Raw genomic sequence first — 22,937 nt, 5'->3', positions numbered from 1 at the left:
TCCATTCCAGATCGGCGACTGCTCGGCAGTGTAATATGATCTAAAGTGAGGGGAATTTTTCCAGTTGAATCAGTACAGAAAATTGATTTCAGGCCTTTCTTTGGGGGCTGTGTGGTGCTTCTTTATACTTGTTTTTCAAATCAGTTATGCGAACAGGTATTAACAAATTTGAGCGATTGTATGATCGAGACTGTTGAGGTATGCACTTCAGAGTTGAATTCGGGGTTCAACAGTAAAAGCACCCGACGTTAAAATTACCGCTTTAGTTTGGTTTTTCCGCAGGTGCTTAATACTGTTTCAGCTAAGAGAGTCAGGCTCTTACAAACCCACAGGGCTGATTAAATCTGGATAACCCAGCTACTGCCCCCTTACCAGCTCAACTGGCCCGTGGTCATCACAGTGGTCGCCATGGACATGATGAAGGCGGCCATTTACCAAATAGTCAATATGATCTCCGTGAGGCACTTGTTCATGTCCACAGTTTTCGTCGTGGGTATGAGCACTATCGCAACCTCCTGCGATTGGGTGACATCCCTCCGGATTGCTGGCACTGACTTCTAAGACGTGCTCGTCGTAATGGTCCTTATGAGGGTGATGCAGGTGGCCGTCGTGAAGATAGCAAACGTGATCACCGTGCTGTATGGCGGTGTGGCCACATTCGCTGTTGTGTGTATGTGAGTGATTTTCCGCTTGCTGGCACTTATTTGTGTTCACGATGGACCTCCTGGTCAACTGGCACTTTTGTGGACTTATCCACTACTAAATAGCCCTTTAGTGGCATTACAGCGCCACATTTGGGCAATCCTTCATAGTGAATTTAAGATCATTGGGGGGCAGTTTCCAAATATAAATTTTGGGTGGCGGGAGGAGAGATAGACCGTACCCTTGATGGGGGCTTTATTGCCGCTTGCGGATTAACTAGTGGAACGGGTTAAAAAGCTTGATTATACAATTTTAATTACAGTTGCTAAGCTGGCCCTTGCCCCACACTTTTTATCGGTTTTACCGCAAGGGTTTTTGCCAATAAAAAACCAGATGCTGTAAAGAATACTTATTTTTGGATTTATCTTTTGAGTCTTGCTCTAGGGAGGCCGCTGCGCTGCCTCCCTAGAGCACTAACTACTGCTGCCCTGTCTATTTAGGGGGTAACAAGACTAAAATTGCGATCAAATTTATCAAATAGTCTGCCAAATTTTATGAGTGCCAGAGGATTGCCGCTCACTTCGAGACGGCCATCTTTGATTAGGGTCGGGGCGCCGACCAAACCACTAAACATTAGACGCAGGTCGGCACTGCTCAGTGCGAGGCTGGCGGAGGGTTCATTGCTGTGTCGGCCGGGGTAGCCGTGTAGTACACCATTTTGTACAACGACTAAGTACTTTTCCCCAGTATCAGTCATATCGATATTCAGGTGGATATCTGCATCGGCTGCTTTTTTACCATTTAGACGTACTGCCATCGCATCGAACAGCAACTGTAGGGGGATTCGTGCCACTATATCTTCGTCGGGCAGTACTTCGGCGCGGTAATCGATGCCGTGGCGTAACTCCTTGGCGCCAGATAGGTAAAAATTACGCCAGATGCCCGACTCTGCCTGGTAGCCCAGTTGCTCCAAGCTGTCAGCCAAAAGATAGCGGGCCTGTTCGTTCTCCGGTTCGGCAAAAACTAAGTGCTTTAATACCATGGCCACCCAGCGATAATTACCCCGGGCGAAATCCTGTCGGGCGCGGGCTATGATGGCTTCTTCTCCCCCCATATACTCAACGTAATGTTCCGCAGCTTGTTCTTGAGGAATTGGGTGGAGATTTGCCGGGTTGCCATCAAAATAACCCAGGTAGCGGTTGTAAACTGCCTTGGCGCCAACATTGACGGTACCGTAGTAGCCTCGATTGGCCCAAGCCTGGGAGAGGTTTTCGGGTAGCTCAAGGCGCTCTGCGACTTCGATCATATCGTAGCCGTGGTTGGCCAAGCGTAGGGTCTGGTCGTGAATGTATTTATAGAGGTCCCTTTGTTTTATCAGGTAATCCATCGCTGCCTCTTTACCCCAGGTGGGCCAGTGGTGACTGCTGAATACTACCTCGGTCCTGTCGCCAAATTTCTCCATAGCGTACTCAATATAGCGACTCCAGGCTTTGGCATCGCGGGTTTTTGCGCCACGTAGGGTATAAATATTGTGCAGTGTATGATTGGCGATCTCACTCATGCAGAGGGCGTTAAATTGGGGGAAGAAAAAGACCATCTCTGTGGGGGCTTCGGCCCCGGGAGTACTGACAAAGGTTATGTCTACCCCATCAACCCTCATCTCGGCACCGCCCTCAGAGATCTCTATCGTTGGCGTGGCTATGCCATGTTCACCATCGGATACCCGGTTGCCCAAACCGGAGGAGACGAAACCCTCCGGACTGGAGGGAAGTAAATTGCCAAATTGATATAGCGCACGGCGTTGCATCACATTGCCAGTGCGAACATTTTCACTGATCGCTTCCTCGGCGAAGCCCTCGGGAGCAATGATATCGATAGAGCCGTTGGCGAGCTGCTCTTTGGACAGAACGCCAGTTATCCCGGCGAAATGATCTGCGTGGCTATGGGTAAAGATCACCGCGCTTACCGGTTGCTCTCCCAGGGCCTTATTGGCCAGGGCGAGAGCCGCAGCGGCGGTCTCTGCGGAAGTGAGCGGGTCGATCACAATCCAGCCGCTCTCCCCCTGTATCAGAGTCATATTGGCTAGGTCCAGGGAGCGCACTTGGTAGATACCGTCTACCACTTTGAACAGGCCGTTATTCAGGACATTGAGCTGGGCCTGGCGCCAGAGACTAGGGTTAACGGTATCGGGAGGATCGCCCTGTAAAAATTGCATCTGGGATAGGCCGTAGACCTCCCGACCCTGGGCATTTGTTATCTGTGCGCCGGGAATAGACTCAATAAAGCCCCGCTTCGCTAGCTGGAAGTCGGTTTCATCACTAAAGGGAAGTTGTTCGGCCAGGGATCTATTGTGGGATATAGTCGCCCTGGAGGCGGGTTTGATCTCGGTATTGAGGCGTTCTGTATGAGTTTTTGGCTCACTACTACAGGCAATTAAAAAGAAGGACAACAACCACATGAGTATCAGCGAGCGCATCGAGACTCCCCAAAATCGGTTTACATGAAACTTCATTTTTATACTGGAGTAGGTTTGTCTTTACCCAGAGTGAGCCTAGCTTCTCTTACCTGTGGTGGCGCGTCAAGACAGGAGCTCGCCGTTTGGCGGCGCAAAAGTCTTTCTGTATAGGGCATGTCCAAGCATAATCTATGGACTGTTCTATTTTTCCACCGAGCTTTGTATTTTCTACCAATATCGCCAAGATTGCTGGCGCTATGTATAAGGTGAAGAGTCTGCGTTTCTCCAGCAAAAAGAAGAGTTCCGCCGATCCACGGTTACCTCTTTTGCTCGCTGATTTTTTGTGTTTGATAAATTTATGGTGTTTTATCGTGATATATACTTGCCGGGATAGGTTGATTTTATTTTTTAAGCGCAAGTATTGAAGTCGAGCTCCTTTTGGAGGCTTTAGTCACTATCGTTCAATGGTTTTTCACAGTTTATTCGCTTTAAAATAAAGCTGCTTAACTAAGTGGCATGCGGTGTGCTTGTGTTTTTCTTGGAAAATAGTGCGCTTAAAGGCGAAAAAAGTACCAGAGCTAAAATATGAGGGGCGTAAAGAGTATATTCGCTAGGGTGAAAAAAATATAAAGTGGCTTCGCAGGCAATAATAGCTATTGCTGAGGTTGCCCAGGGGTGAAGGTTCACTAGTTTATATGCCAAAAAACTAAATGTAAAAATAAGCAATCCATAGTTCAGTGATTGAATAACCAAAATATCCCAAAGGATAGGTGAACTTCCAGAGGGGAGCGTTTTGAAAAAATTGGGCATGGCGATAGCGGCAGAATACCCGATAATTAAAGTGCCCAAGTATCCAGTGACTAAACCGATCATTATCCCAGCTATTATATTTTTCATTGGCTCCCTTCTAATTGTATCCATTATAAAGAGTGAGTAACTGTAGCCTAAATGAGGGTATCAAAAGAAGTCAAAGCCTTATTGCTACAAGGGACTATAGTATTAATACTGAAAATACTGGGTTGTATATCTCTGATACAGCTGGAAAACTTGAGGGGGCAGGGGGACGTATAAGTTGCCAGGTAGTCGGTGGTGCGGGAAAAGATACGGCAAAAAAAGAGCGGGCTAAAAGCCCGCTCTTTTTGTTTTACTGAAGCTTATTGCCCCAATGTAAACAGCTGTGTGTTGCCGCCAGTGGCAACTGTATTGATGGTTTTGGTTTTTTCACTGGCAAAGCGGAACAGGTAGTGCGGGCCGCCGGCTTTGGGGCCGGTACCGGACAGGCCGTGGCCGCCGAAGGGGTTAACGCCTACGACAGCACCGACCATATCGCGGTTCACGTAGCAGTTGCCGACGTTGATACGCTTGAATACGGCATGGGCGCGGCCTTCGATGCGGGAGTGCAGCCCGAAGGTGAGGCCGTAGCCGGTGGCGTTAATGCGGTGGATTACATCTTCCAGTTCCTCGGCCTTGAAGCGGACTACATGTAGGAAGGGCCCAAACACTTCGCGCTTGAGTACGGAGAAGTCTTCGATCTCTACTACTTGCGGGCCGAAGAAGGTGCCTGCGCTGGGCTTTTTCGCTTCCTCGAAAGCAAATAGCGGCTTGGCTTCTTTCTCCATGCGCTCGCGGTGCGCTTCCAGCATACCGAGGGCTTTTTCATCGATAACCGGGCCGATATCGGTGTCCAGCTTGCCGGGATCACCGAGGGTCAACTCTTCACAGGCCCCTTTCAGCATATTGAGCAGGTTGTCGGCAATGACATCCTGTACGCACAAGATGCGCAGTGCGGAACAGCGTTGACCGGCGCTGAGGAAGGCAGACTGAATGACATCGTCCACCACCTGCTCGGGCAGGGCGGTGGAGTCTACGATCATGACGTTCTGGCCGCCGGTTTCGGCGATCAGCGGTACAATCGGGCCCTCTTTTGCCGCCAGCTGTTGGTTGATCAGGCGCGCAGTTTCGGTGGAGCCGGTGAAGGCCACGCCGCCCAGGCGCGGGTCTTCGATCAGCAATTGACCCACTGCGGCACCGGTACCGGTGATCAGGTGCAATACCTTGGGCGGTATGCCGGCGTCGAGCATCAGGCGCACTGCGTGTGCAGCGATGATCGGGGTCTGCTCGGCGGGCTTGGCTAGTACGGCATTACCGGCGGCGAGCGCGGCAACCACCTGGCCAGTAAAGATTGCCAGGGGGAAGTTCCAGGGGCTGATACACACAAAGGTGCCTCGGCCACTCAGGTACAGCTGGTTTTGCTCGCCAGTGGGGCCGGGCAGTTCGGTGGGTTCACTGAAGTGCTGGCGCGCGGCATTGGCGTAGTAGCGGCAGAAGTCGATGGCTTCGCGCACTTCACTGATACCGTCGTTCAGGGTGCGGCCCGCTTCAATACAAATAATTGCCGCCAGCTCATTGGCTTTTTCTTCGTAGAGATCTGCGACTTTATCGAGAATATCTGCGCGATGGTTGCCGCCCTGGCGATCCCAATCGATCTGCACTTCAGTGGCAGCGGCATAGGCCTGTTCAATTAGGTGTTTATCGGTATTGGCAGTGTGGCCAATCTTTTCACCGGTTGCGGGGTTGTAAACCGGCTCTTCGGCTTCACCCATGGCGCCGTTGACAATGGGGCCACCGAGGAAGTGCTTTCCGCGCTGCTGCTCAAGTTCTTCCAACAGCGGGTTAACCGAGAGGGGGTCGGTCAGTTCGATGCCGTGTGAGTTTTTCCGTGGCAGGGCTTCTGCGCCCATATAAATATTCTCCGGGACAGGAATTTGTGGGTGACGGTAGGGATTGCAGGCTTCGCTTTGCTCCAGGGTATCCTGAACCAGGGCTTCAACCGGCGTATCCTCGTCCATAAAGCGGTTAACAAAGGAGCTATTAGCCCCGTTTTCCAGTAGGCGACGAACCAGGTAGGGCAGCAGGTCGCGGTGGGCACCGACCGGTGCGTAGACGCGCACGGGTACACGCTTGCCATGAACTGCTTCGATCTGCGCGTATAGCAGGTGGCCCATGCCGTGCAGGCGCTGGAATTCAAAATCGGTGCGGCCGTTGGCCAGCTGCAAAATCAGGCCGACGGTGTAGGCGTTATGGGTGGCAAATTGCGGGTAGATCGCATCGCCAGCATCCAGCAGTTTCTTCGCGCAAACCTGGTAAGAAAGGTCGGTGTGGCATTTGCGCGTGTACACCGGGTAGTCCGGCAGGCCCATTTGCTGGGAGTGTTTGATTTCACTATCCCAGTAGGCGCCTTTTACCAGGCGCACCATTAGCTTGCGGCCGGTATCGCGGCCCAGGGCAATCAGCCAGTCGGCGACATGGGGGGCGCGCTTTTGATAGGCCTGGAGCACAAAGCCCAGTCCCTGCCAGTCTTTTAATTCGGGGTCGCGGGCGAGCGCCTCGAAGATATCCAGAGAGATATCCAGGCGGTCCGCCTCTTCGGCATCGATATTCAAGCCCATGTCGTATTGGGCGGCGGCGACACACAGGCGCTTCACCTGGGGCAGCAACTCGCTCATTACGCGATCCCGCTGTAGCACACTGTAGCGGGGGTGCAGGGCGGATAGCTTGATCGAAATGCCGTTGGCTTCAACCACATCCCGCTGGGTGTTGTCCTTGCCGATGGCTTCGATCGCCATCATATAGGCATCGAAGTAGCGGTGGGCATCGGCCATGGTGCGAGCACCTTCGCCCAGCATATCGAAGGAGAAGCGGGTGCCGGGGAGGTTTTCCTTGGGACCGCGTTTCAGGGCTTCTTTGATGGTGCGGCCGAGTACGTATTGACCGCCCATGATTTTCATGGCCTGCATCATGGAAGTGCGCACCATCGGCTCACCGATACGGCTCACCAGGCGTTTCATCCAGTGAGAGGGGCGCTCAGTAATATCTGGGTCCAGCTCGACCACGCTGCCAGTGAGCATCAGCCCCCAGGTTGAGGCGTTCACAAACAGGGAGTCGGACTGGCCACGATGGCTGGACCAGTTGCCGGAATGCACTTTCTCGGCGATAAGTTTGTCGGCAGTATCGGCGTCCGGTACCCGGAGCAGGGACTCTGCCAGGCACATCAGGGCCACCCCTTCCTTGTTAGAAAGGCCGAACTGCTGGAGGAAAGCGTCCAGTGTTCCGCGCTTGCTGCGCTGCTGTCGCGAGTGGTGAACCAGTTCGCGCGAGGTGTTCAGGATCTTCTTGCGCATCTCGTCGCTGGGGCGTGGCGCGGCCAGTAGTTCGCTCACGCAGAGGTTTTCGTCGGCGTGCAAATACTCACGGGCCCGGTCTCGGGCATTCTGGAGGTCTCCGGCGAAGTTTGTCGACATATCGTCTCCCAAGCTCTATATCTAGGGTCAGAATAAAAGACCGGATTATGTGCGAAAATCCTTAGAATTAATCGCCATAATGTCGCCAGTTGTGGTTAAATATCACGCCTAATTGCGTGATTACCAGTAGGGTATTTTGTAATGTCTCGACAGTTGGAAGATCTAGATCGTATTGATCGCCAAATACTGCGAATTTTGCAGCGTCACGGCCGCCTGCCAAACGTGGAGTTGGCGCGCCGAGTTAACCTTAGTCCCACTCCCTGCCTTGAGCGAGTTAAGCGGCTAGAAAGAGAAGAGTTTATCCGCGACTACGTGGCGTTGCTCGATCCACTCAAAGTTCATGCGGGGTTGGTGGTCTATATCCAAGTGACCCTGAACAATACGGCAACTGAGGCCCTGGAAGCTTTTAACGAGCATGTGGCTGGCCTGGAAGAGGTCCAGGAGTGCCATATGGTTGCCGGAGGTTTTGATTATCTGGTGAAAATTCGGATCAAGGATATGCTGGGTTATCGCCGTTTCCTCGGTGAAAAGCTGGCATCGGTGCCGGGAGTCCGTGAAACCCACACTTATGTGGTGATGGAAGAGGTGAAGACTGATACTGCTGTGGCGGTACCTGACCCCGAGCCCGGTGTTAAAGGTTCGCGGCGCTAATTGAGCCCCGTCAAATATTCTGTGTGGAGCAGGAAAGCTGTAGCGATACCAAGGGTTGGTTTCTAGCGGGCCTGAATTCTCATCTCGGGCCACGATCATAGAGATTGATTGCTGATTTCATAGCTGAAAAGGTGGAATTGGCAACCATTGTCGGCGCAGTTTTTATTATGCTCGGCATAGCGATGCGGTACCAAGGCGGGTGCCGTGTGATTTGTCCGTAATAACTATAAATAGGTACTGTATGGATTTTTCACTGAGCGAAGAACAGCAGATGATTCAGGATGCGGCAAAGCAATTTGCCGACAGCGAACTGAAGCCGATTGCTGCCGAACTCGATAAAACTGGTGACAGGAAACTCTTGTTACAGAGGCTCAAGCAGTTGGCTGAGCTAGGTTTTATGGGCATCAATATCGATCCCAATTATGGCGGCACTGGCGCCGGCACCATAGCATTCTCCCTGGCAATTGCCGAGTTGGCGCGAGGCTGTGCCTCTGTGGCGACAACCACCTCAGTCACCAATATGGTGGCTGAAGTTATTCAGGCCGTGGGCTCAGAGGAGCAGCGCCAAAAATACCTTCCCAAAATCTGTAGCGGTGAATACCCGGCGGGTTCTTTCTGCCTTACCGAACCGGGCTCTGGATCGGATGCCGCCGCCATGCGTACCCGCGCGGACAAGCAGGGCGATGAATACGTTCTCAACGGCAGTAAGCTGTTTATCAGTAGTGCAGAATTTGCCGGTATTTTTGTTGTTTGGGCGGTAACAGATCCTGCCGCACCAAAAGGCAAAGGCATTTCCTGCTTCTTGGTCGAAGCTGGTACACCCGGTTTGGTGATCGGTAAGGCCGAAGAAAAAATGGGGCAGAAAGCCTCTGTTACCAATGAGGTTTCCTTCGACAACTGCCGTATTCCTGCCTCCCACCTGCTGGGTGACGAGAATCGAGGCTTCCGTATCGCAGCAGGCGAGCTTGCCGGCGGTAGAATCGGCATTGGTTCCCTGGCGCTGGGTATCGGCCTTGAAGCTTTAGACTGTGCCCGGGCCTACCTGCATGAGCGGGAGCAATTCGGTAAAAAGCTGGCGGAGTTCCAGGGGTTGCAGTGGCAGCTGGCTGATAAATATACAGAGTTGGAAGGTGCGCGACTGCTATTATTGCAAGCCGCCTGGCAGAAAGATGCGGGTATGGCCTTTGGCCCCGCCGCCTCAATGGGTAAGTTATTTGCCAGTGAGAAAGCGAATGAAGCCTGCTATTTAGCTCTGCAAATGCACGGTGGTGTGGGCTATACCCGTGAGTATCCGCTTGAGCGTATGAGTCGGGATGTGAGAATTACCACAATCTACGAAGGCACTAGTGAGATCCAACGCCTGATTATTGCCAGGCACTTGCTGGATGTGAGATAGCTTTATTGACCTGAGCCGGCGAAGTAAGCCGGCTTTTTATTTCTTTCTTCCTGTAAATCTAGTGGCTGTACCTCTGATACAGGTATAAATATCGGTCTGCTTAGTAGCTCTTTCTTTTTCTACTGCCCACATCGTCATAACGAGATTGGCTCGGGGTATGCTTGAAGATCTCTCTTTGCTGAATATACGTTAAGCTCTCGATAGCCTTATCTTGTTATAAAGTCTAGCTATCCGTAAATACATAAAGACGATTGTCGACGTTTAATACCTGATGCTTACCTATATCAATATACGGTATTTCCCAATGACAGTGCCCAAAAAGCACCAGGGAAGAACCTTGTGATTCTAAATAATCCCGAACCAGTGGCTCACCAATTTGACTGTTAAGCGGATCATCAGGGCCCTGATGTAAGAGTGTAATCTCTGTCTTGTTATTTACCGCTTTACGTAAAGCCTTATTAAACTCAGTGCTTGATTTTCTTTGATTCCTACCGCTGCGGCCAATTATCCCCGATACGCCGCCTATATTTAATCCGTTGATAGCCTGAATTTCGCCATCTAAAACTCTCACATTTGCCGCAAGAATTTCCTCTTGAACTGTATCATGGTTCCCGTGAACTCCAACAACATTTTCTGTTATTTCAGAAAAAGCATTCCAAACAGCTGTAACATCACCAGTTCCGCCCAACTTTTTACTGTCAGGATAGTCATACAGGTCTCCTGCCAGTAACACTAAATTAACTTCTGGGATTTCACCTAACTCCATTAATAGCAGAAGTTCTTCGGCTACAGCTTCACCGACTAACCGGTTACTCTTAATGTCAGCTTCCCTCCCTTGTAAATCCGAAACGGCCACAATTGCAGAGTAACCCTTGGGCAAGGCATCAACTTGCACCCTATAAAAAGGCAGGGTTAATGAACGAACCTCTCCACCTCTTCCCGAAGATCGATACATAATGTCATGAAAAGGTTTGTCTTCAATTTTTACAATCTTCATTTCAACCAAAATACGATGTTGATTTTTATAGCGCTGAGGCTGTGGTTTATGCGGGGGGGGCATCAAAGGGGGCAAAAATTCACCCGGTGAGGCCGCCTACAAACTTGAAATCCCTAGAGTGTTACGGTAAGCCCAGTATCTCTTGTTATTAATGTATCTGAGCTAGCCTGTAATAGATAGGGGCGAAGCGTATAGCACTTTGCCTTGCTTGTGCGATTTGTTAAGTTTCCTCAAAATAGTGCTCTAGATTATGAGCGATTTCTTGCTGCTCTTCAGGGTGAATCTGAAGCCTTATTTGTGTTTCCTGGCCTTTGCGAAGACAGAACAAAGTTAAACCGTTTTCATACGGCAAGAAACTGCAACTATAAAATTTTATGACTTCACCCTCGTCATAGGGGTTATAGTCATAGTCTCTGAATGGCTTTGCAATACGGTAATTCAGGCTTGCTTTTAGGTGGCCATATTGTTTATTGAGATTTTCTCTATTCATGCCCTGCTATTTAACACCATTGTCAATTACAAATCAAAGTTGAGCTACTGAAAAAGTTAGTATGAAAGCCCGAAACTTACTACGTATGGATGCGAGTGAATCACTGACTGTCACCTGCGGATCACCCGGTAAAAATTACTGGCGAAACGCAAAAGTTGAGGGTATTCATACTGCATTTAAAAATAACTTTCCCAAAGGGCGGACTTGATTTCGTTGCGTGACCGCTGGGTAGGAATTCATTATGGGGTGGTAGCTAGAAACTACCGGTCACCCAGTTTATCAATTTTTCAGCAGCTCCCTGATGGCTGGCACTGTGTGCTTCTCCGCAGGGTCACTACCATCTTTGTGATCGTGCTCGCTTTCATCAAATGCGCAATATGCTGAATAGCAGGGTTCTATAATTTCTAGATTATTCTCTATAACAAAGTCGAGCATTGCTGGCTATACACTATTCATTGCTGCATCAGCATCGACGTATGATACCTCGTCAGTTTCGAGCCTCTTTGTGAAAAGTTATGGCACAGAGTTAAATACTTCTGAAATTTCACAGCCCAATGTTTCGGTGCATTTTCCGAAGTCTCCCGGCTCACCTTCATCTCATTTTAGTTTTTCGTAAAGTTCTTCAATATTCATCTTGATGCAGAATGCCGGCAATACGGTCCGATATGGAGCAGCGAAGCTGCGGAATATAGGTCCAGTCAGTTTTTCTGGTGATAGTTCTTGGTGTTGTTAAGTACTACAGGCTCCACGGGGACGTGATATATAATTTGTCACTATCGTTTTGTAGCAGATAACGCTGATTGATAAAATGCCTCGAATATAGAAATACTGATAAGCACACCGCTGATATCAATAGTTTTATAAGGATTGCCTCTGAACTAGCCTCCATTTCTGTACCTTCAGGTGATGGTAAGATTGAAAGGAGTGTGTTAACTGCGTTGCTGGCACCTATGAAACCGACAATCCCACGCAAAACCCTTAAAATTATTATCATTTCACTGCCTTGTGATTTCTGCTTAACATCGTGCTCAGAAGTGTTTTGCTGTGGGCGAATTTTGCGTGAAAGGTGTACAGAGCAGGACATCTCCTGTAGTGATTGGTTATGATAAAGAAGGTTGCCATAACCCAAATAATTGTACCTACGATAGCCAGAGCCAAGCAGGCTTGCCAATTTCTGTTAGCATGAGATTTTGAGTGGCACCGATAATTATCAGTACAGAAAAGCTTATCAGAAATGCTGAGCTAACTCTACTATAGACCCTGATTTCTTCCTGAGCGGAAGCGGTTGACTTTCTTATATCAATAATATTCATTTGGATATTATACGGAGCTATAGGTCCGCCTAGTTAATAAACACTGGGTCAATACAGGTACGGAGTAGTGTTAGCAAGAGTGTAGGTAAAATTTAACTTACTACCTGGAAATGGCCGGCCGTAAAAAACTATCTATCTAGGCCGGCTTGGTGAGATCTAAAATCGAGTGCCTCTGCGTGCTCGATAGACTATTTATGATTTAATATTTTCTTGCCTCTCTTAATAAGTAAGCACCTGTCCTGTAGAGGAAGCTCTCTGAGCGGGACGTCGAGGACGTCCCGACCATGTATTTGCTAGGCCTTATTTGCAACTAATTTAACTGATCGATATGTAATATAATAAAGGCTAAAAAAGCCAACAAACATCACGGAAATGAATGTTGTAAGTATTTGTGTGATTTCGGCGCCCCAAACAGTTACCCCAATTATGCACGATATATATGCAATCTGTATAAAAAAACATATGATTGCTGGAAGAGGATTTCCAGATTCGGCACTCTTATCAGACCACCTTTTTATTGGGCCTGTAGATACGGAATACGACCATATCAATGCAGGAATTATACTGGAATGGTTGGTCTGCTCCATACAAAAAGCAAGTACAGTAATACACCAGGCGCTTAGTATAAAGAAAATATATAGTACGGATAAGATGCTTAATATATAGAGTGGAAAATTCTTATATTTCCCCAAAGAGCCCTTTCCAATTTCGCCGAAAATATCTCCAGGGATTAATGCTAAGTATAACCCGATTCCTGAAAGGAGTAAGACAAGTGCCCCATACCCAATTAGCGCCCACTCTCCCAGTATGGCAAGCCAAATGCCGGATATAAATCCACCGAAAAGATTTAGCAAGCCCATCGGTACAGTTAATACTATGAGAATTTTTTGTAACCCGTTCATTAGTCTTACTCCATTGCGTCTGATATTTTTCTTCAAAAATGGTATCTATTTATCACGCCTGTTTATACTTCGAGGGTCTGCTCAACTGAAGCTCCTAATAAGGTCGAGCAATCAACGCCCCCCAAATTGGTACAGGTGCTTAAATAGAGGGGGAGGGTAAAGCAGCTTCTATATACTTTAAAACTATTTTGGATACCCAGCAAAGAAAAAGTTTAAGGTGTCATGCCCATGGATACAATACTGAGACCACAATAAAACACTGGATATTGAAATTATTGAATCTCTATCTTGCAATATAGTCTAGCCGTTCACAAATACCTCTTGATCGACACCTTACCGTCACCGTATGCATAAGGCACTCTTTTGCGAAATGGTCTTTGACTTTTGGGGAGTTATAAGCGCCGGTACCAGTAGATTGAGACTGGGGTACAAAAAATGGTTGGCATCTTTATACTAGAACGTTTCTGAATAATTTTGTAGCGCCCCTGAAAGTTCCAAAAAGCGAGTCTTTAAGGCTATTTGGAGGTTCCCTAGAGCTTTTAGCTTATACAATGATGAGTAATCACTATCATATCGGGCTCTATATCGACTGTTAAGATGATCACAAATAAAGTCGATAGTACTGATGGGTGACTTTTAGTACTTTCGTACTTTTAAATTCCGTCCTCAAGGCTCAAAGAGGTTATTATTTTTTACGGAGCGCCTGATAGAGTCAGTAGGATTTGTGTGTGACTGAAATAAGCAGATTCTCTGAAAGCCAATGTGGAAGTTAAGTGTAGTGATCGCTGTTAGGTGAGTCGTTTCGCCCCCCTCAGGATCTGCTGGGCAAGAGCTATTGTAGTACTTGATTTTTCACTTGGAATTAACGCCTAAAGCACCTGAAGGAAATGATATTGAAGTGACTGTTTTTATGTTAGGTGCTTTTATTTTTTACATGTTGTCTTCTCGAGTTAATAATTTATTGGAAAAGAGGGTCAGAATGGCTGGCGGTATAAGCCATTAAACCACCGCCTGAAATTTCTCTATGAGTTGAAAGTGAACAGGGCCTCAAGTCTATCTTTGAATTATATTGAGCTTAACTAATTCAAGGTTAGAGCGCTCAGGCAGTCCGTCAGCAAGCACAGATCAATATAAATAATATGAAGTCTGTAAAGATGTTTGCGCTTGAGTTATTAAACATTACGCTTCCTTGCGTGTTTAAAAATTTAGTATGGGTTGCACAGGTGAGAGAAGCGCGGTGCAGGAAGTTCTCCCAAAAATAAATGCTATTTTATATTTTCCTTAAGTAGTCATCCTCCTGTGTTTATTTTGACTTAAATTGCCCGTATAGCTCTTGGGGTGTCTCGTCAAAGTATTTGAATAATGCAGGGCAAAGCCAGGCCTCTTTGTCCAGGGCTTTGGAATAATACCAATTGCCGCCAAATTCCTCTCGATCCCATGTGAGCTCTAATTGGTAGCCTGGGAACTTGGCGCCAGAAAATAGCAAATTAAACCCATTCTCTGCATCGGAGATTTCCTTTGTCATGATGTCAATCAGGCCATTAGCATCGTCTATAAATGGCTCTCGCACTAGACCTACATTGGGGTCATCAAATACCCATATTCCCTCTACCTTATACGGATGGATTATCATTATTGAATTCATTTAAATTTACCTTGAGGAGTTTAACATTAAAATAAATGCTGCGCTGCTAGGTGTGTCCAGTGGAGCGGTGTAGCAGCGGGATGAGCTATGGCGCTGCTGAAAAAGATAGAAAGGCTTCAGCAGTTTTTTTAGGGCTTTCTATCATTGGTAAATGACCAATGTTATTCATCAGATCAACTTCCGCATGTGAAATAGCTTGCTTAAGGGTATTGGCCCCTGAAACATGCAAAACTCTGTCTTTGTTACCCCATGTGACAAGGACTGAGCCTTTATAAGCGCTCAATGTTTGTTCAAGCGGTGAGTCTGGCTGTGGAACTCCATTTTTCATTCTATGTATTTGCCCGAAGATTTTGGTGTTTAGCGCAACTCTGGCTTCGGCCTTTGACGCCAAATGCTGTATAATTGGCTTAGGTACAAAAGGCGGCTCAACAAACAAGAAATCAAACAGTTGGAGAAATTCTGACTCTGTTCGAGGTAAAACTACAGGGTGCTGGCCGTTTATAATGGAAGAAAACATTTCACTTCTTTCGGTCCCTGCAACGCCAAAGGGACTGATTAGCCACAAATTGTCGACTTTCTCCGGAAATTGTGCTGCATAGTTTCCCGCAATGTAACCTCCCATTGAACTACCCACTAAGTCAACTTTTTCGATTTTGAGTGCTTTTAATATCTTGTCAACTCTGGCTACTTGTGAAAACACATCATAATCAAGTTCAATATTGCTCGTGCTGTTTCCAAAACCTGGCAGGTCAATTGCAATAATTTCGAAATTTTTACTTAAATGCCCGGCGACTCTATTCCAGTTATCTTTATCAGCACCAAACCCATGAAGTAAAACTAATGGTGTCCCACTTCCGCCATGTAGATACTCAATATGAAGGTCTCCCACTTCAAGTTGCTTCAATTCAAGTCCGGCGATACTGCGTTCTGCACTAATCATGAATTTAAATAACGTTGAGGTTGGAGTTATCACATATGTCAATAGGGTAATCGCTAACACCCCTAAAAGTATCGCTACACCTTTCCTTTTCATTTGTAAGCTCCCTGAATATTTTTATTTTATGTGGTATAAGGTCGATTTAAGAGAAAATCTTACTTCTGTGATTGAGTTTATTGTCTTTAGTCATGTTTTGCTAGAAGTTCTAGCTCAAGAGGGGTCTTGACTTTGTCGGGGCTATTTACTTTGTTTATGACCGCTCTATTGTCGCCAAGCCTAGAAGGTCAAACTTAACCAAGGTAGACACAGCTAAGCTCAAAATATCTCTCCTCAAGTAGATGCTTTGCATGGTGATAGCTTAGTGTTGTCTGAGTAGAAAGCGCCATTGAGAAAATATGAAGACCTTTGATCTAGAGTGAATTTATGCTTGATGTTTAGTGCATTGGTAGCCGAAATATGGTGTCGACTGCTCGGTCTGATTTTTTGATGGCGGTCATGCTGCAGTTTGTTATGTGGATCAGCTCAATTCAAAACCGCAGCTCTTGCAAAACTTAGGACTTAAGCCTTTGCCTAGATAGTTTTCACACCCTGGGCATCGCCAATTAAATTTAGAAAAAATTAAATACAGGGCCACAGCTAAGGAGCATCCGGCCATCCAGAATACTATAGGTAAGCCGCCAAAGGTCTCGACTCCACCTTCCATTGCTTCAAGTGAAGCAAAAATACCAATGAGAGCAGGAGTAAAGATAATACTCCCTATAATCTGCTTCTTGCGTAACTTATTAAATTTATCGTTCATCTAATTATTTTATCCATATAGTGTTTGTTCTGTGCTTTATACACGCCTTTGAATCCTATTCAAAGTCCCGCATAGATAAATAGTCCAGCCTCCTTTTGAGTGTGTAAAATTTACTCAGCTAGACTGGTTGAAGTCTGAAATTTCTTGAGCTTTATGATAAAGTTAGCGGTGTACTCACTGAAACTTTCTCGGCAGCTGTAGTAGTCTAATGATTCATAGGAATGCTGGGCTACAATAGCGGGCGAAGAGGGCTCCGCTTAGCAGGGCCCGATTGACTTTTTTCTATACATTACTTGATTGATATCCAGATATCTTTGTTTTCATGTTCGCCGTATATTGATTTTTTATGAATGTTTTCCTTATTGGATACTAATCCTAGTGATCTTTTTTCAATATTGTTGAGGTTGTTCACTTTCTCCTCAAGATTAACCGATGTCAGGCCTTGATTGTTTTCAAAATTCCCTTGTGCATACAGTGTATGGTGGTATGTATCATTTTTATTTACAATTCCTTTGTGCATATGTTTTGTTGGGAAAAATAATTGCCCATCATCATCTTTCCTAAACCAAAAAGCCATGGGGTGTACCTTTGCTTTCCCAGCTTTTAGTTTGAAAACTACAAACCCATAATTTGAATATTCTGGCGCTTGCTCAAAAAAAGTATCACTTAAGCTGAATCTGGAATCTAAACGCCTAAAATCATTGGGGGTTGGTACGAAAGAGGCTTCATAGGCTCCTACTTCATGTACCTCTATTGGGCTGTCTGCGCTTAAACAGTCCTGAAGGTATACTGCCGGCCATTGGAGAAATAAACTCTCAATGTCATCGAAAATATTCGAATAACTGGAAAGATCGATAAACTCTACGGGGGCGCCACTTGTAAAATTAGAGACTGGAATAGGTAATACCATCGCAGTTTCATCTTTTGCGGAGAGGTACATATCATAAATAATCAGCTGTCGTGAACCGTCTTGTCGAGAGAATATTCTCGTGTTTTCTACCGACTCAACTTCACCAGTAAAAATGCACATTTTCTTAATCTCCTAAGTTTATATGGTAGCCTAATGGGCTGCGCTACTAGGCATCAGCTTGATTAAAGTGTTGTCTATTTTTTGCCAACTTATGTAGTGTAAAGTAATGGGGCTTTATAATTGAATTGCTGACCTGCTGGGAGTAGGAAGGGTGGTTCTATTTTTGGAGTCTTGTCAAGTTTTCGATTCGAAGTAAACTCAAAGGTATTACCTGCTGCATCACCACAAACAAGCCCCACTAATGATCTGATTATCCTGTCTTCCAAACTAACTCCACTCCTTAATTTTCCCAAACCAACGGATGTCGCTATAAATGGATGCGGAAGTAATACGTAGGGAGTCCGCTGTAGGGCGATATGTTATACACACATTTTTAATCCTATTCAAAGCCTTATAAAGAGAAATAGCCCAATTCCCCAAAATTTAGTGTGTCACTACACTGTCGTATTTAAGCGTACCGCAAAGAAAGTAACCCCACTACATTCGCTCTAGTCTATTCATCGGATAGAAACGTCCTTGTTAGCCTATATGAAGAGAGTACTCTCGTACCTGAATGGTGGGTTTGCTCAGTGGGATGTTGAGGTAGCTCTCAAGTTGGCAGTATAGTGCTGCGAAGTAGGAAGGCTTTATATTCAGTTTACCGGCCTGCCTGCCGGGTGAAATGCAGGCAGGCCGGTATCCTTGATATTTTACTGTTTGTGAAAATATTAAACGCCACTTTCTGCTGCGGTGACTTCGCTGCCAACTTCCCCAGAAGTCAGATCGCTCTTATTGCTGGGGGTAAAGGTTAAAAATTCGTCTTCAATGGCTGAGTCAAGGAGGATCTTGCAGTCTTCCTCATAGTTATTTAACAGGCGCCATGGGTAGCGTGTTCCCTGTCGGGGAAGCTCTCCATTAGCTCGCTTTACATAGCCGGAATTGAGGCTGCTCATCACGGAGTCTTGTTCGGCACAGCCCTCACTATCTACGGCGGTACACACCTGGTAGCTGTGCGTGTCCATATGTTTGAGCAGCCTGCAAATGTAACGGGCGCTAATGTCCGCTTTGAGTGTCCAGGGGGCATTGGTGTAGCCGAACACCCATGAGATGTTCGGTACTCCCTCCATAAGTATGGCCTTGTAGGTGAGTTTTTCGTTGACCGCTATGGGGTTACCATCAATAAAGAGCTTGATACCACCCAGTACTTGTAATTTTAGGCCGGTGGCACTGATGATAATGTCCGCATCTAATTGCTGCCCGGACTTAAGCTGGATACCTTGTTGGGTGAAGGTTTGTATTTCATCGGTGACAACAGAGACTTTTCCAGAGCAGATTGAAGAGAATAGGTCTCCATCGGGAACTGCGCACAGGCGTTGATCCCAGGGTTTGTAACTGGGTTCAAAGTGACTAAGGTCAAAATTGTCCGGGAGACTTTTTTTCACATCTTTCAATAGTAATTTTCTAATAAAATTAGGCCAGCGCTTGGCGGCTTTAAATATCCAGCGTTGCAGCTTGATATTGCGCCAGCGACCGAGTCTGTGAACCCAGGACTCTGGGAGTAATTTTGATAGTGCGCGTGAAATCTTGTCGATTGATGGAATCGAAATGATATAACTTGGAGAGCGTTGCAACATGGTGACATGTTGGGCAGTGGTGGCGAGGGAGGGGACTAGAGTGATTGCGGTAGCTCCGCTGCCGATCACAGCAATGCGCTTATCGCAATAGTCCAGTTTTTCTGGCCAGTGCTGAGGATGTATCAATTCCCCTCGATAGCGCTCCACGCCGGGGTATTGGGGTAAGTAGCCCTCTTTGTGATCGTAGTATCCAGTGCAGGCAATCAAAAAGTTGCAGCTGTATCGCAGTGGGGTGCCGGATACGGTTTTATGGCCTTTCAGTATCCATATGCGCTCGCGGTTGCACCAATTCGCCGCAGTTAAATTGACTCCAAAGTGAATCCGCTTTTTAACGTCGAATTGCTCCGCAGTGGTCTCAATATACTTTTGGATGGCTGGGCCGTCTGCGAGTATCTTTTCTCCAGACCAGGGGCGGAAATCATAGCCGAAACTGTACATATCCGAATCGGATCGAATGCCGGGGTATTTAAATAGGTCCCAGGTGCCCCCCATCTGTGCTCGGCGCTCAATAATGGCAAAGCTGCGCCCAGGGCATTCGCGATTTAAATGACAGGCCATGCCCACTCCAGATAGTCCCGCGCCGATAATCAATACATCGAAATGAGTCGATTTCACAATGCCTTTCCCTCGCCTGGTTTCATGCTCTATAGACTGGGTAGATGTGCCAATAAATTATTGTTAGATTGCGACAAATCATTGTCTTTCCACGCCGCAGGGATGGGGAGGAAGTTGTGAGTAGCTTTGTGCGGGCCAGTATTCTGTCTGGCTACTGTGAACTCTTGGAGCAGCTTGGGGGTAGAGGGGAGGTTTACCTGGCTGAATTCGGTATGCCTTGTGATATCGGCCCAGCAGATAGTCGCTTTCTATCATTTGTCGACGTTGCGCGCTTGCTGGAAATTTCCGCCGCTCGATTGTGTTGTCCTGACTTGGGGCTGCGCCTCGCTTTACAGCAGGGGGTAGATCGCCTGGGTGGGATAGGGGTTGTGGCATGCAATGCTGCTACTCCCCGACAAGCGCTGCTCTCAGTTAGGCGCTTTCTCTCTCTGCACAGTTCATCTCTGAGCTTGCATCTCCAGCCACTTGGCGCTGGAAAGGTTTTGCGTATAGCCTTTGATTGGCTGGACCCGGCGCTTGGTCGTTACCGCCAGATTCAGGAGCAAGTCTTGGGGAATACACTGACAATGATACGGATGTTGGTGGAGTCTGAGTGTTGTCCACAGAAGGTATTGTTGCCCCATGGCCCGCAAATGGCGGGGGAAGACTACTGCAATTACTTTGGCTGTGAGGTCCTGTTTAGCTCGGGTTACTGCGCGATAGATTTCTCTGCTGGGTTGCTGGATATGTCACTACCTTCGGCCGATCCAGTAGTTGAGCGACTGGCCGCTCACCACTTGGAGCAGGAGAGCGCGACACTGCCTGTTGCCCTTGCTATAGAGATCCGGCAGCTGCTCAGTGAAATATTGCCTAGTGGTCGATCACAACTGGGTGTAGTGGCTGAGTCTCTGAGGCTTCACCCGAGGACATTGCAGCGTCGTCTCGCTGCGGAGGGGTTGAGGTTTGAGGAGTTGCTGGATGCTGTGCGGAGGGAGCTCGCGACTCGATACTTGTCTGATGCCAGTTTGGCTTTAGGGCAGATTACAGGCCTGTTGGGGTACTCTGAGCAGAGTACATTCCAGCGTGCCTGCCGCCGCTGGTTTGCCGATACCCCTAGAAATTATCGCAGGCGTCTAACCGGCGCTATATCCGGGGCGCGCTCGGGATCACAGTAAAGGTCGGTCATCCTGCCCGATAGGCTCCCTCAGTATTCGGTGGGCTTTACTTCCCCGGGGCGCCAGGTTTTTTCCAGCCAGGGGCTGAGGGGGCCATACAACCTCAGGATCACAAAGAAGCCTTTCTGCGGGAGGGTCTCCAGCCAATTCTTCTCGAAGCCCTTGGGAGCCTTGGGGCCGAAATAGATGTCATAGGAGCCGTCTGAATTTTGCTGAATCCCCTTTGATTGACTGCTTACTGCGGGGAAGGGCTGGCTGGTCTTTAGCAGGGAGCGGGTTTGGCTGTCATAGATATTGACGGCCCAAAAGGCATTGACCGGCACCTCGGGGGGCAGGTGCAGCTTGTATTTTTTTGCGCCGTCAAAAGGCTCTTTATTCTCATCGACAAAGGCAATGGCGTAATCGGACCCCTTGCCGGGCTCGATAGCCGCCATGGCGGGACTGACCCCGGAGTAGGGGTAAAAGTAGCTGACTCTTGCGTCGTTATTGATGGTTTTGCCGTCCGGGCCATTAAAGAAAATATTCTTACCGGGAAAGGCCATCACCCAGGCACTATCTGTGCCCGGGTAGATTTTTATATCGGAAAGGGATTTGTCTGTCCGTGGGTACCAGACAATCGAGCGGGCAATACCATTACCGATCGCTACTGCGTCTGTCAGAATTTTGGTCATTCTTTTGTCGGGACTGAAGGCTTTTCCTTTCTCTATACCTATAGAGGCGAAGAGGCCTCGCGTTTCCGGATTGAGCATACCAATCCACTCGTACTGAATAACCTCGTTGAGGTGTTGATAGAATTTATAGTCATTGGGGTGGATAGTGTTGAATGCCTTCCCGGAAGCGCTGATAAAGACCATTCTTGGAGCATTACCCTGTTGCGAGAGCGGGTAGATTCTCAAGTTATCCTTGATATTTTGCACCGCCTCCTGTAGCGGCTGGTTGGCCGGTGAGCGCATAAACACCCATAAGCGATAGGAGCGAGGGTGGAGGGGGAAGTGACCAAATGGAATATTGCCCTTGTAGTCCGGTGGCAGTACCAAGAACTTCCCGCCCTGTCCTTTATCCGGCCCCGAGGGACCAATCCCCTCTACAAAGCGGAACCAGGCGTCATTAAATGCGCCCATAACCCCCGGCGGTGAGTGAAGTACGGTTGGCCCATCCCGCTTTAAGTCTAAAAATGCGAGGGTATAAATTGTTGAAGTGCTGCCGGTGAGAAGAAGAGGTTCGGAGTCGATCCGCCGATCGAAAATAAGAACCTCATTGGCCGATTTGGCGCCAAGTTCTCTGCCCCCTTTCATTAGCGCGTGTACCGATGCGCCTTGAATTCCCTTGAGAAAGCTATCTACTCCGCGCATTTGGTCCAAATAGTCATACAGCTTCTCAGCGGTTTGGGGGGAGGGGGCGCCATCGCGGAACTCAAGAACACCGAGACTGCTTTCAACCTTATTTGGCGTACTGATAGATTTCAGGGTTTCTGGACTTACCTCGGCGCAAATAGGCTGGGTGTAAATGAGAAGCAATAGGATGCTTGCCGGCCCAAATACGTATTGAAGCAAGCGAATCAACATAGCGACCCCGATACAAAAGATGCTGGTTATAGATAAGTGTGTGGTATTGCCTCCTCCCTTAGCGTTATATCGTGCCAATTTTTATATTGGAAATAAGCTGACATAGTTGCTACTCACTTCAGTTTCTTTGCTTTGCCTTGGGAGTCTCTGGTTTGTGTGCTAAAGCAGGATTTGTTGATATTTTGCCCAGTTGGCTAGTCTGGGGGGCAGTGATCACTTATGTAGGAGCTGTTCCCAACTTTCAAATTTATTGCATTAGTAAATCTAAATATTTACCTGGCTCTCACCGGAAGTGACCCTCTCGCTGGAGAAAAGGCTTTCTGTCCCGTTCTATAACCTCGCTTTAGGGGTAAGTGAATAAATTTGGGGTGTTTATTTTTTGTAGGTATAGCGGCCTGAAAAATAGGCTTTGCGGCTGCGGCTTCCCTTTTT

General features: G+C 47.6%; 17 protein-coding genes. 4 read left to right on the top strand and 13 right to left on the bottom strand.

Going from position 1 to position 22,937, the window contains the following annotated elements; genetic code table 11:
• Positions 1 to 357: 357 nt before the first annotated feature.
• Positions 358 to 714 (bottom strand): hypothetical protein, encoded by a 357-nt coding sequence (locus tag ACJJIK_RS05595; protein WP_444930773.1) that lies wholly within the window; start codon positions 712 to 714, stop codon positions 358 to 360.
• Between the two features lie 207 nt (positions 715 to 921).
• On the opposite strand from ACJJIK_RS05595, the gene ACJJIK_RS05590 reads away from it, so the two are divergent.
• Positions 922 to 1,044: a hypothetical protein gene (locus ACJJIK_RS05590; RefSeq protein WP_444930774.1), complete on the top strand. Its 123-nt coding sequence runs from the start codon at positions 922 to 924 to the stop codon at positions 1,042 to 1,044.
• 94 nt (positions 1,045 to 1,138) lie between these two features.
• Here the strand turns inward: ACJJIK_RS05590 and ACJJIK_RS05585 are convergent, their stop codons facing one another.
• From ACJJIK_RS05585 to putA, 3 genes are all read right to left on the bottom strand, one after another.
• Entirely contained in the window at positions 1,139 to 3,118 is a 1,980-nt protein-coding gene (locus ACJJIK_RS05585) for an alkyl/aryl-sulfatase (protein ID WP_444930775.1), read from the bottom strand.
• Between the two features lie 486 nt (positions 3,119 to 3,604).
• Positions 3,605 to 3,994 (bottom strand): hypothetical protein, encoded by a 390-nt coding sequence (locus ACJJIK_RS05580; RefSeq protein WP_444930776.1) that lies wholly within the window; start codon positions 3,992 to 3,994, stop codon positions 3,605 to 3,607.
• 257 nt (positions 3,995 to 4,251) lie between these two features.
• Complete coding sequence (putA, locus tag ACJJIK_RS05575) at positions 4,252 to 7,398, bottom strand: bifunctional proline dehydrogenase/L-glutamate gamma-semialdehyde dehydrogenase PutA (protein WP_444944444.1); 3,147 nt, start codon at positions 7,396 to 7,398, stop codon at positions 4,252 to 4,254.
• A gap of 141 nt (positions 7,399 to 7,539) precedes the next feature.
• On the opposite strand from putA, the gene ACJJIK_RS05570 reads away from it, so the two are divergent.
• Both ACJJIK_RS05570 and ACJJIK_RS05565 read left to right on the top strand, forming a co-directional pair.
• Positions 7,540 to 8,049, top strand: a complete 510-nt coding sequence (locus ACJJIK_RS05570; protein ID WP_444930778.1) for an Lrp/AsnC ligand binding domain-containing protein — start codon at positions 7,540 to 7,542, stop codon at positions 8,047 to 8,049.
• A 241-nt stretch (positions 8,050 to 8,290) separates the two neighbouring features.
• Complete coding sequence (locus tag ACJJIK_RS05565; RefSeq protein WP_444930779.1) at positions 8,291 to 9,445, top strand: acyl-CoA dehydrogenase family protein; 1,155 nt, start codon at positions 8,291 to 8,293, stop codon at positions 9,443 to 9,445.
• A gap of 223 nt (positions 9,446 to 9,668) precedes the next feature.
• Here the strand turns inward: ACJJIK_RS05565 and ACJJIK_RS05560 are convergent, their stop codons facing one another.
• From ACJJIK_RS05560 to ACJJIK_RS05525, 8 genes are all read right to left on the bottom strand, one after another.
• Positions 9,669 to 10,517 (bottom strand): metallophosphoesterase family protein, encoded by an 849-nt coding sequence (locus ACJJIK_RS05560; RefSeq protein WP_444930780.1) that lies wholly within the window; start codon positions 10,515 to 10,517, stop codon positions 9,669 to 9,671.
• Between the two features lie 145 nt (positions 10,518 to 10,662).
• Entirely contained in the window at positions 10,663 to 10,932 is a 270-nt protein-coding gene (locus tag ACJJIK_RS05555) for a DUF3601 domain-containing protein (protein ID WP_444930781.1), read from the bottom strand.
• A 1,606-nt stretch (positions 10,933 to 12,538) separates the two neighbouring features.
• Positions 12,539 to 13,147 carry a hypothetical protein gene (locus tag ACJJIK_RS05550; protein WP_444930782.1) on the bottom strand — a complete coding sequence of 203 codons (609 nt, stop codon included), beginning with the start codon at positions 13,145 to 13,147 and terminating at the stop codon, positions 12,539 to 12,541.
• A 1,303-nt stretch (positions 13,148 to 14,450) separates the two neighbouring features.
• Entirely contained in the window at positions 14,451 to 14,792 is a 342-nt protein-coding gene (locus ACJJIK_RS05545) for a DUF6717 family protein (RefSeq protein WP_444930783.1), read from the bottom strand.
• 85 nt (positions 14,793 to 14,877) lie between these two features.
• Positions 14,878 to 15,825, bottom strand: a complete 948-nt coding sequence (locus ACJJIK_RS05540) for an alpha/beta fold hydrolase (protein ID WP_444930784.1) — start codon at positions 15,823 to 15,825, stop codon at positions 14,878 to 14,880.
• Positions 15,826 to 16,246: 421 nt separating this feature from the next.
• Complete coding sequence (locus ACJJIK_RS05535; RefSeq protein WP_444930785.1) at positions 16,247 to 16,528, bottom strand: hypothetical protein; 282 nt, start codon at positions 16,526 to 16,528, stop codon at positions 16,247 to 16,249.
• 289 nt (positions 16,529 to 16,817) lie between these two features.
• Positions 16,818 to 17,558: a hypothetical protein gene (locus tag ACJJIK_RS05530; RefSeq protein WP_444930786.1), complete on the bottom strand. Its 741-nt coding sequence runs from the start codon at positions 17,556 to 17,558 to the stop codon at positions 16,818 to 16,820.
• Positions 17,559 to 18,265: 707 nt separating this feature from the next.
• Positions 18,266 to 19,786: a flavin-containing monooxygenase gene (locus ACJJIK_RS05525; protein ID WP_444930787.1), complete on the bottom strand. Its 1,521-nt coding sequence runs from the start codon at positions 19,784 to 19,786 to the stop codon at positions 18,266 to 18,268.
• A 116-nt stretch (positions 19,787 to 19,902) separates the two neighbouring features.
• Between ACJJIK_RS05525 and ACJJIK_RS05520 the strand changes: the two genes are divergently transcribed.
• The gene (locus tag ACJJIK_RS05520; RefSeq protein WP_444930788.1) at positions 19,903 to 20,940 is read left to right on the top strand and encodes a helix-turn-helix domain-containing protein; all 1,038 of its coding nucleotides are present in this window, start codon (positions 19,903 to 19,905) and stop codon (positions 20,938 to 20,940) included.
• A gap of 29 nt (positions 20,941 to 20,969) precedes the next feature.
• On the opposite strand, the gene ACJJIK_RS05515 is transcribed toward ACJJIK_RS05520, so the two are convergent.
• Positions 20,970 to 22,505 (bottom strand): DUF1254 domain-containing protein, encoded by a 1,536-nt coding sequence (locus tag ACJJIK_RS05515; protein ID WP_444930789.1) that lies wholly within the window; start codon positions 22,503 to 22,505, stop codon positions 20,970 to 20,972.
• Between the last annotated feature and the right edge of the window lie 432 nt (positions 22,506 to 22,937).

This window comes from Microbulbifer regidiadema (SeqCode) (genome assembly GCF_052466995.1).
This window is presented reverse-complemented; position numbering and strand designations above follow the sequence as displayed.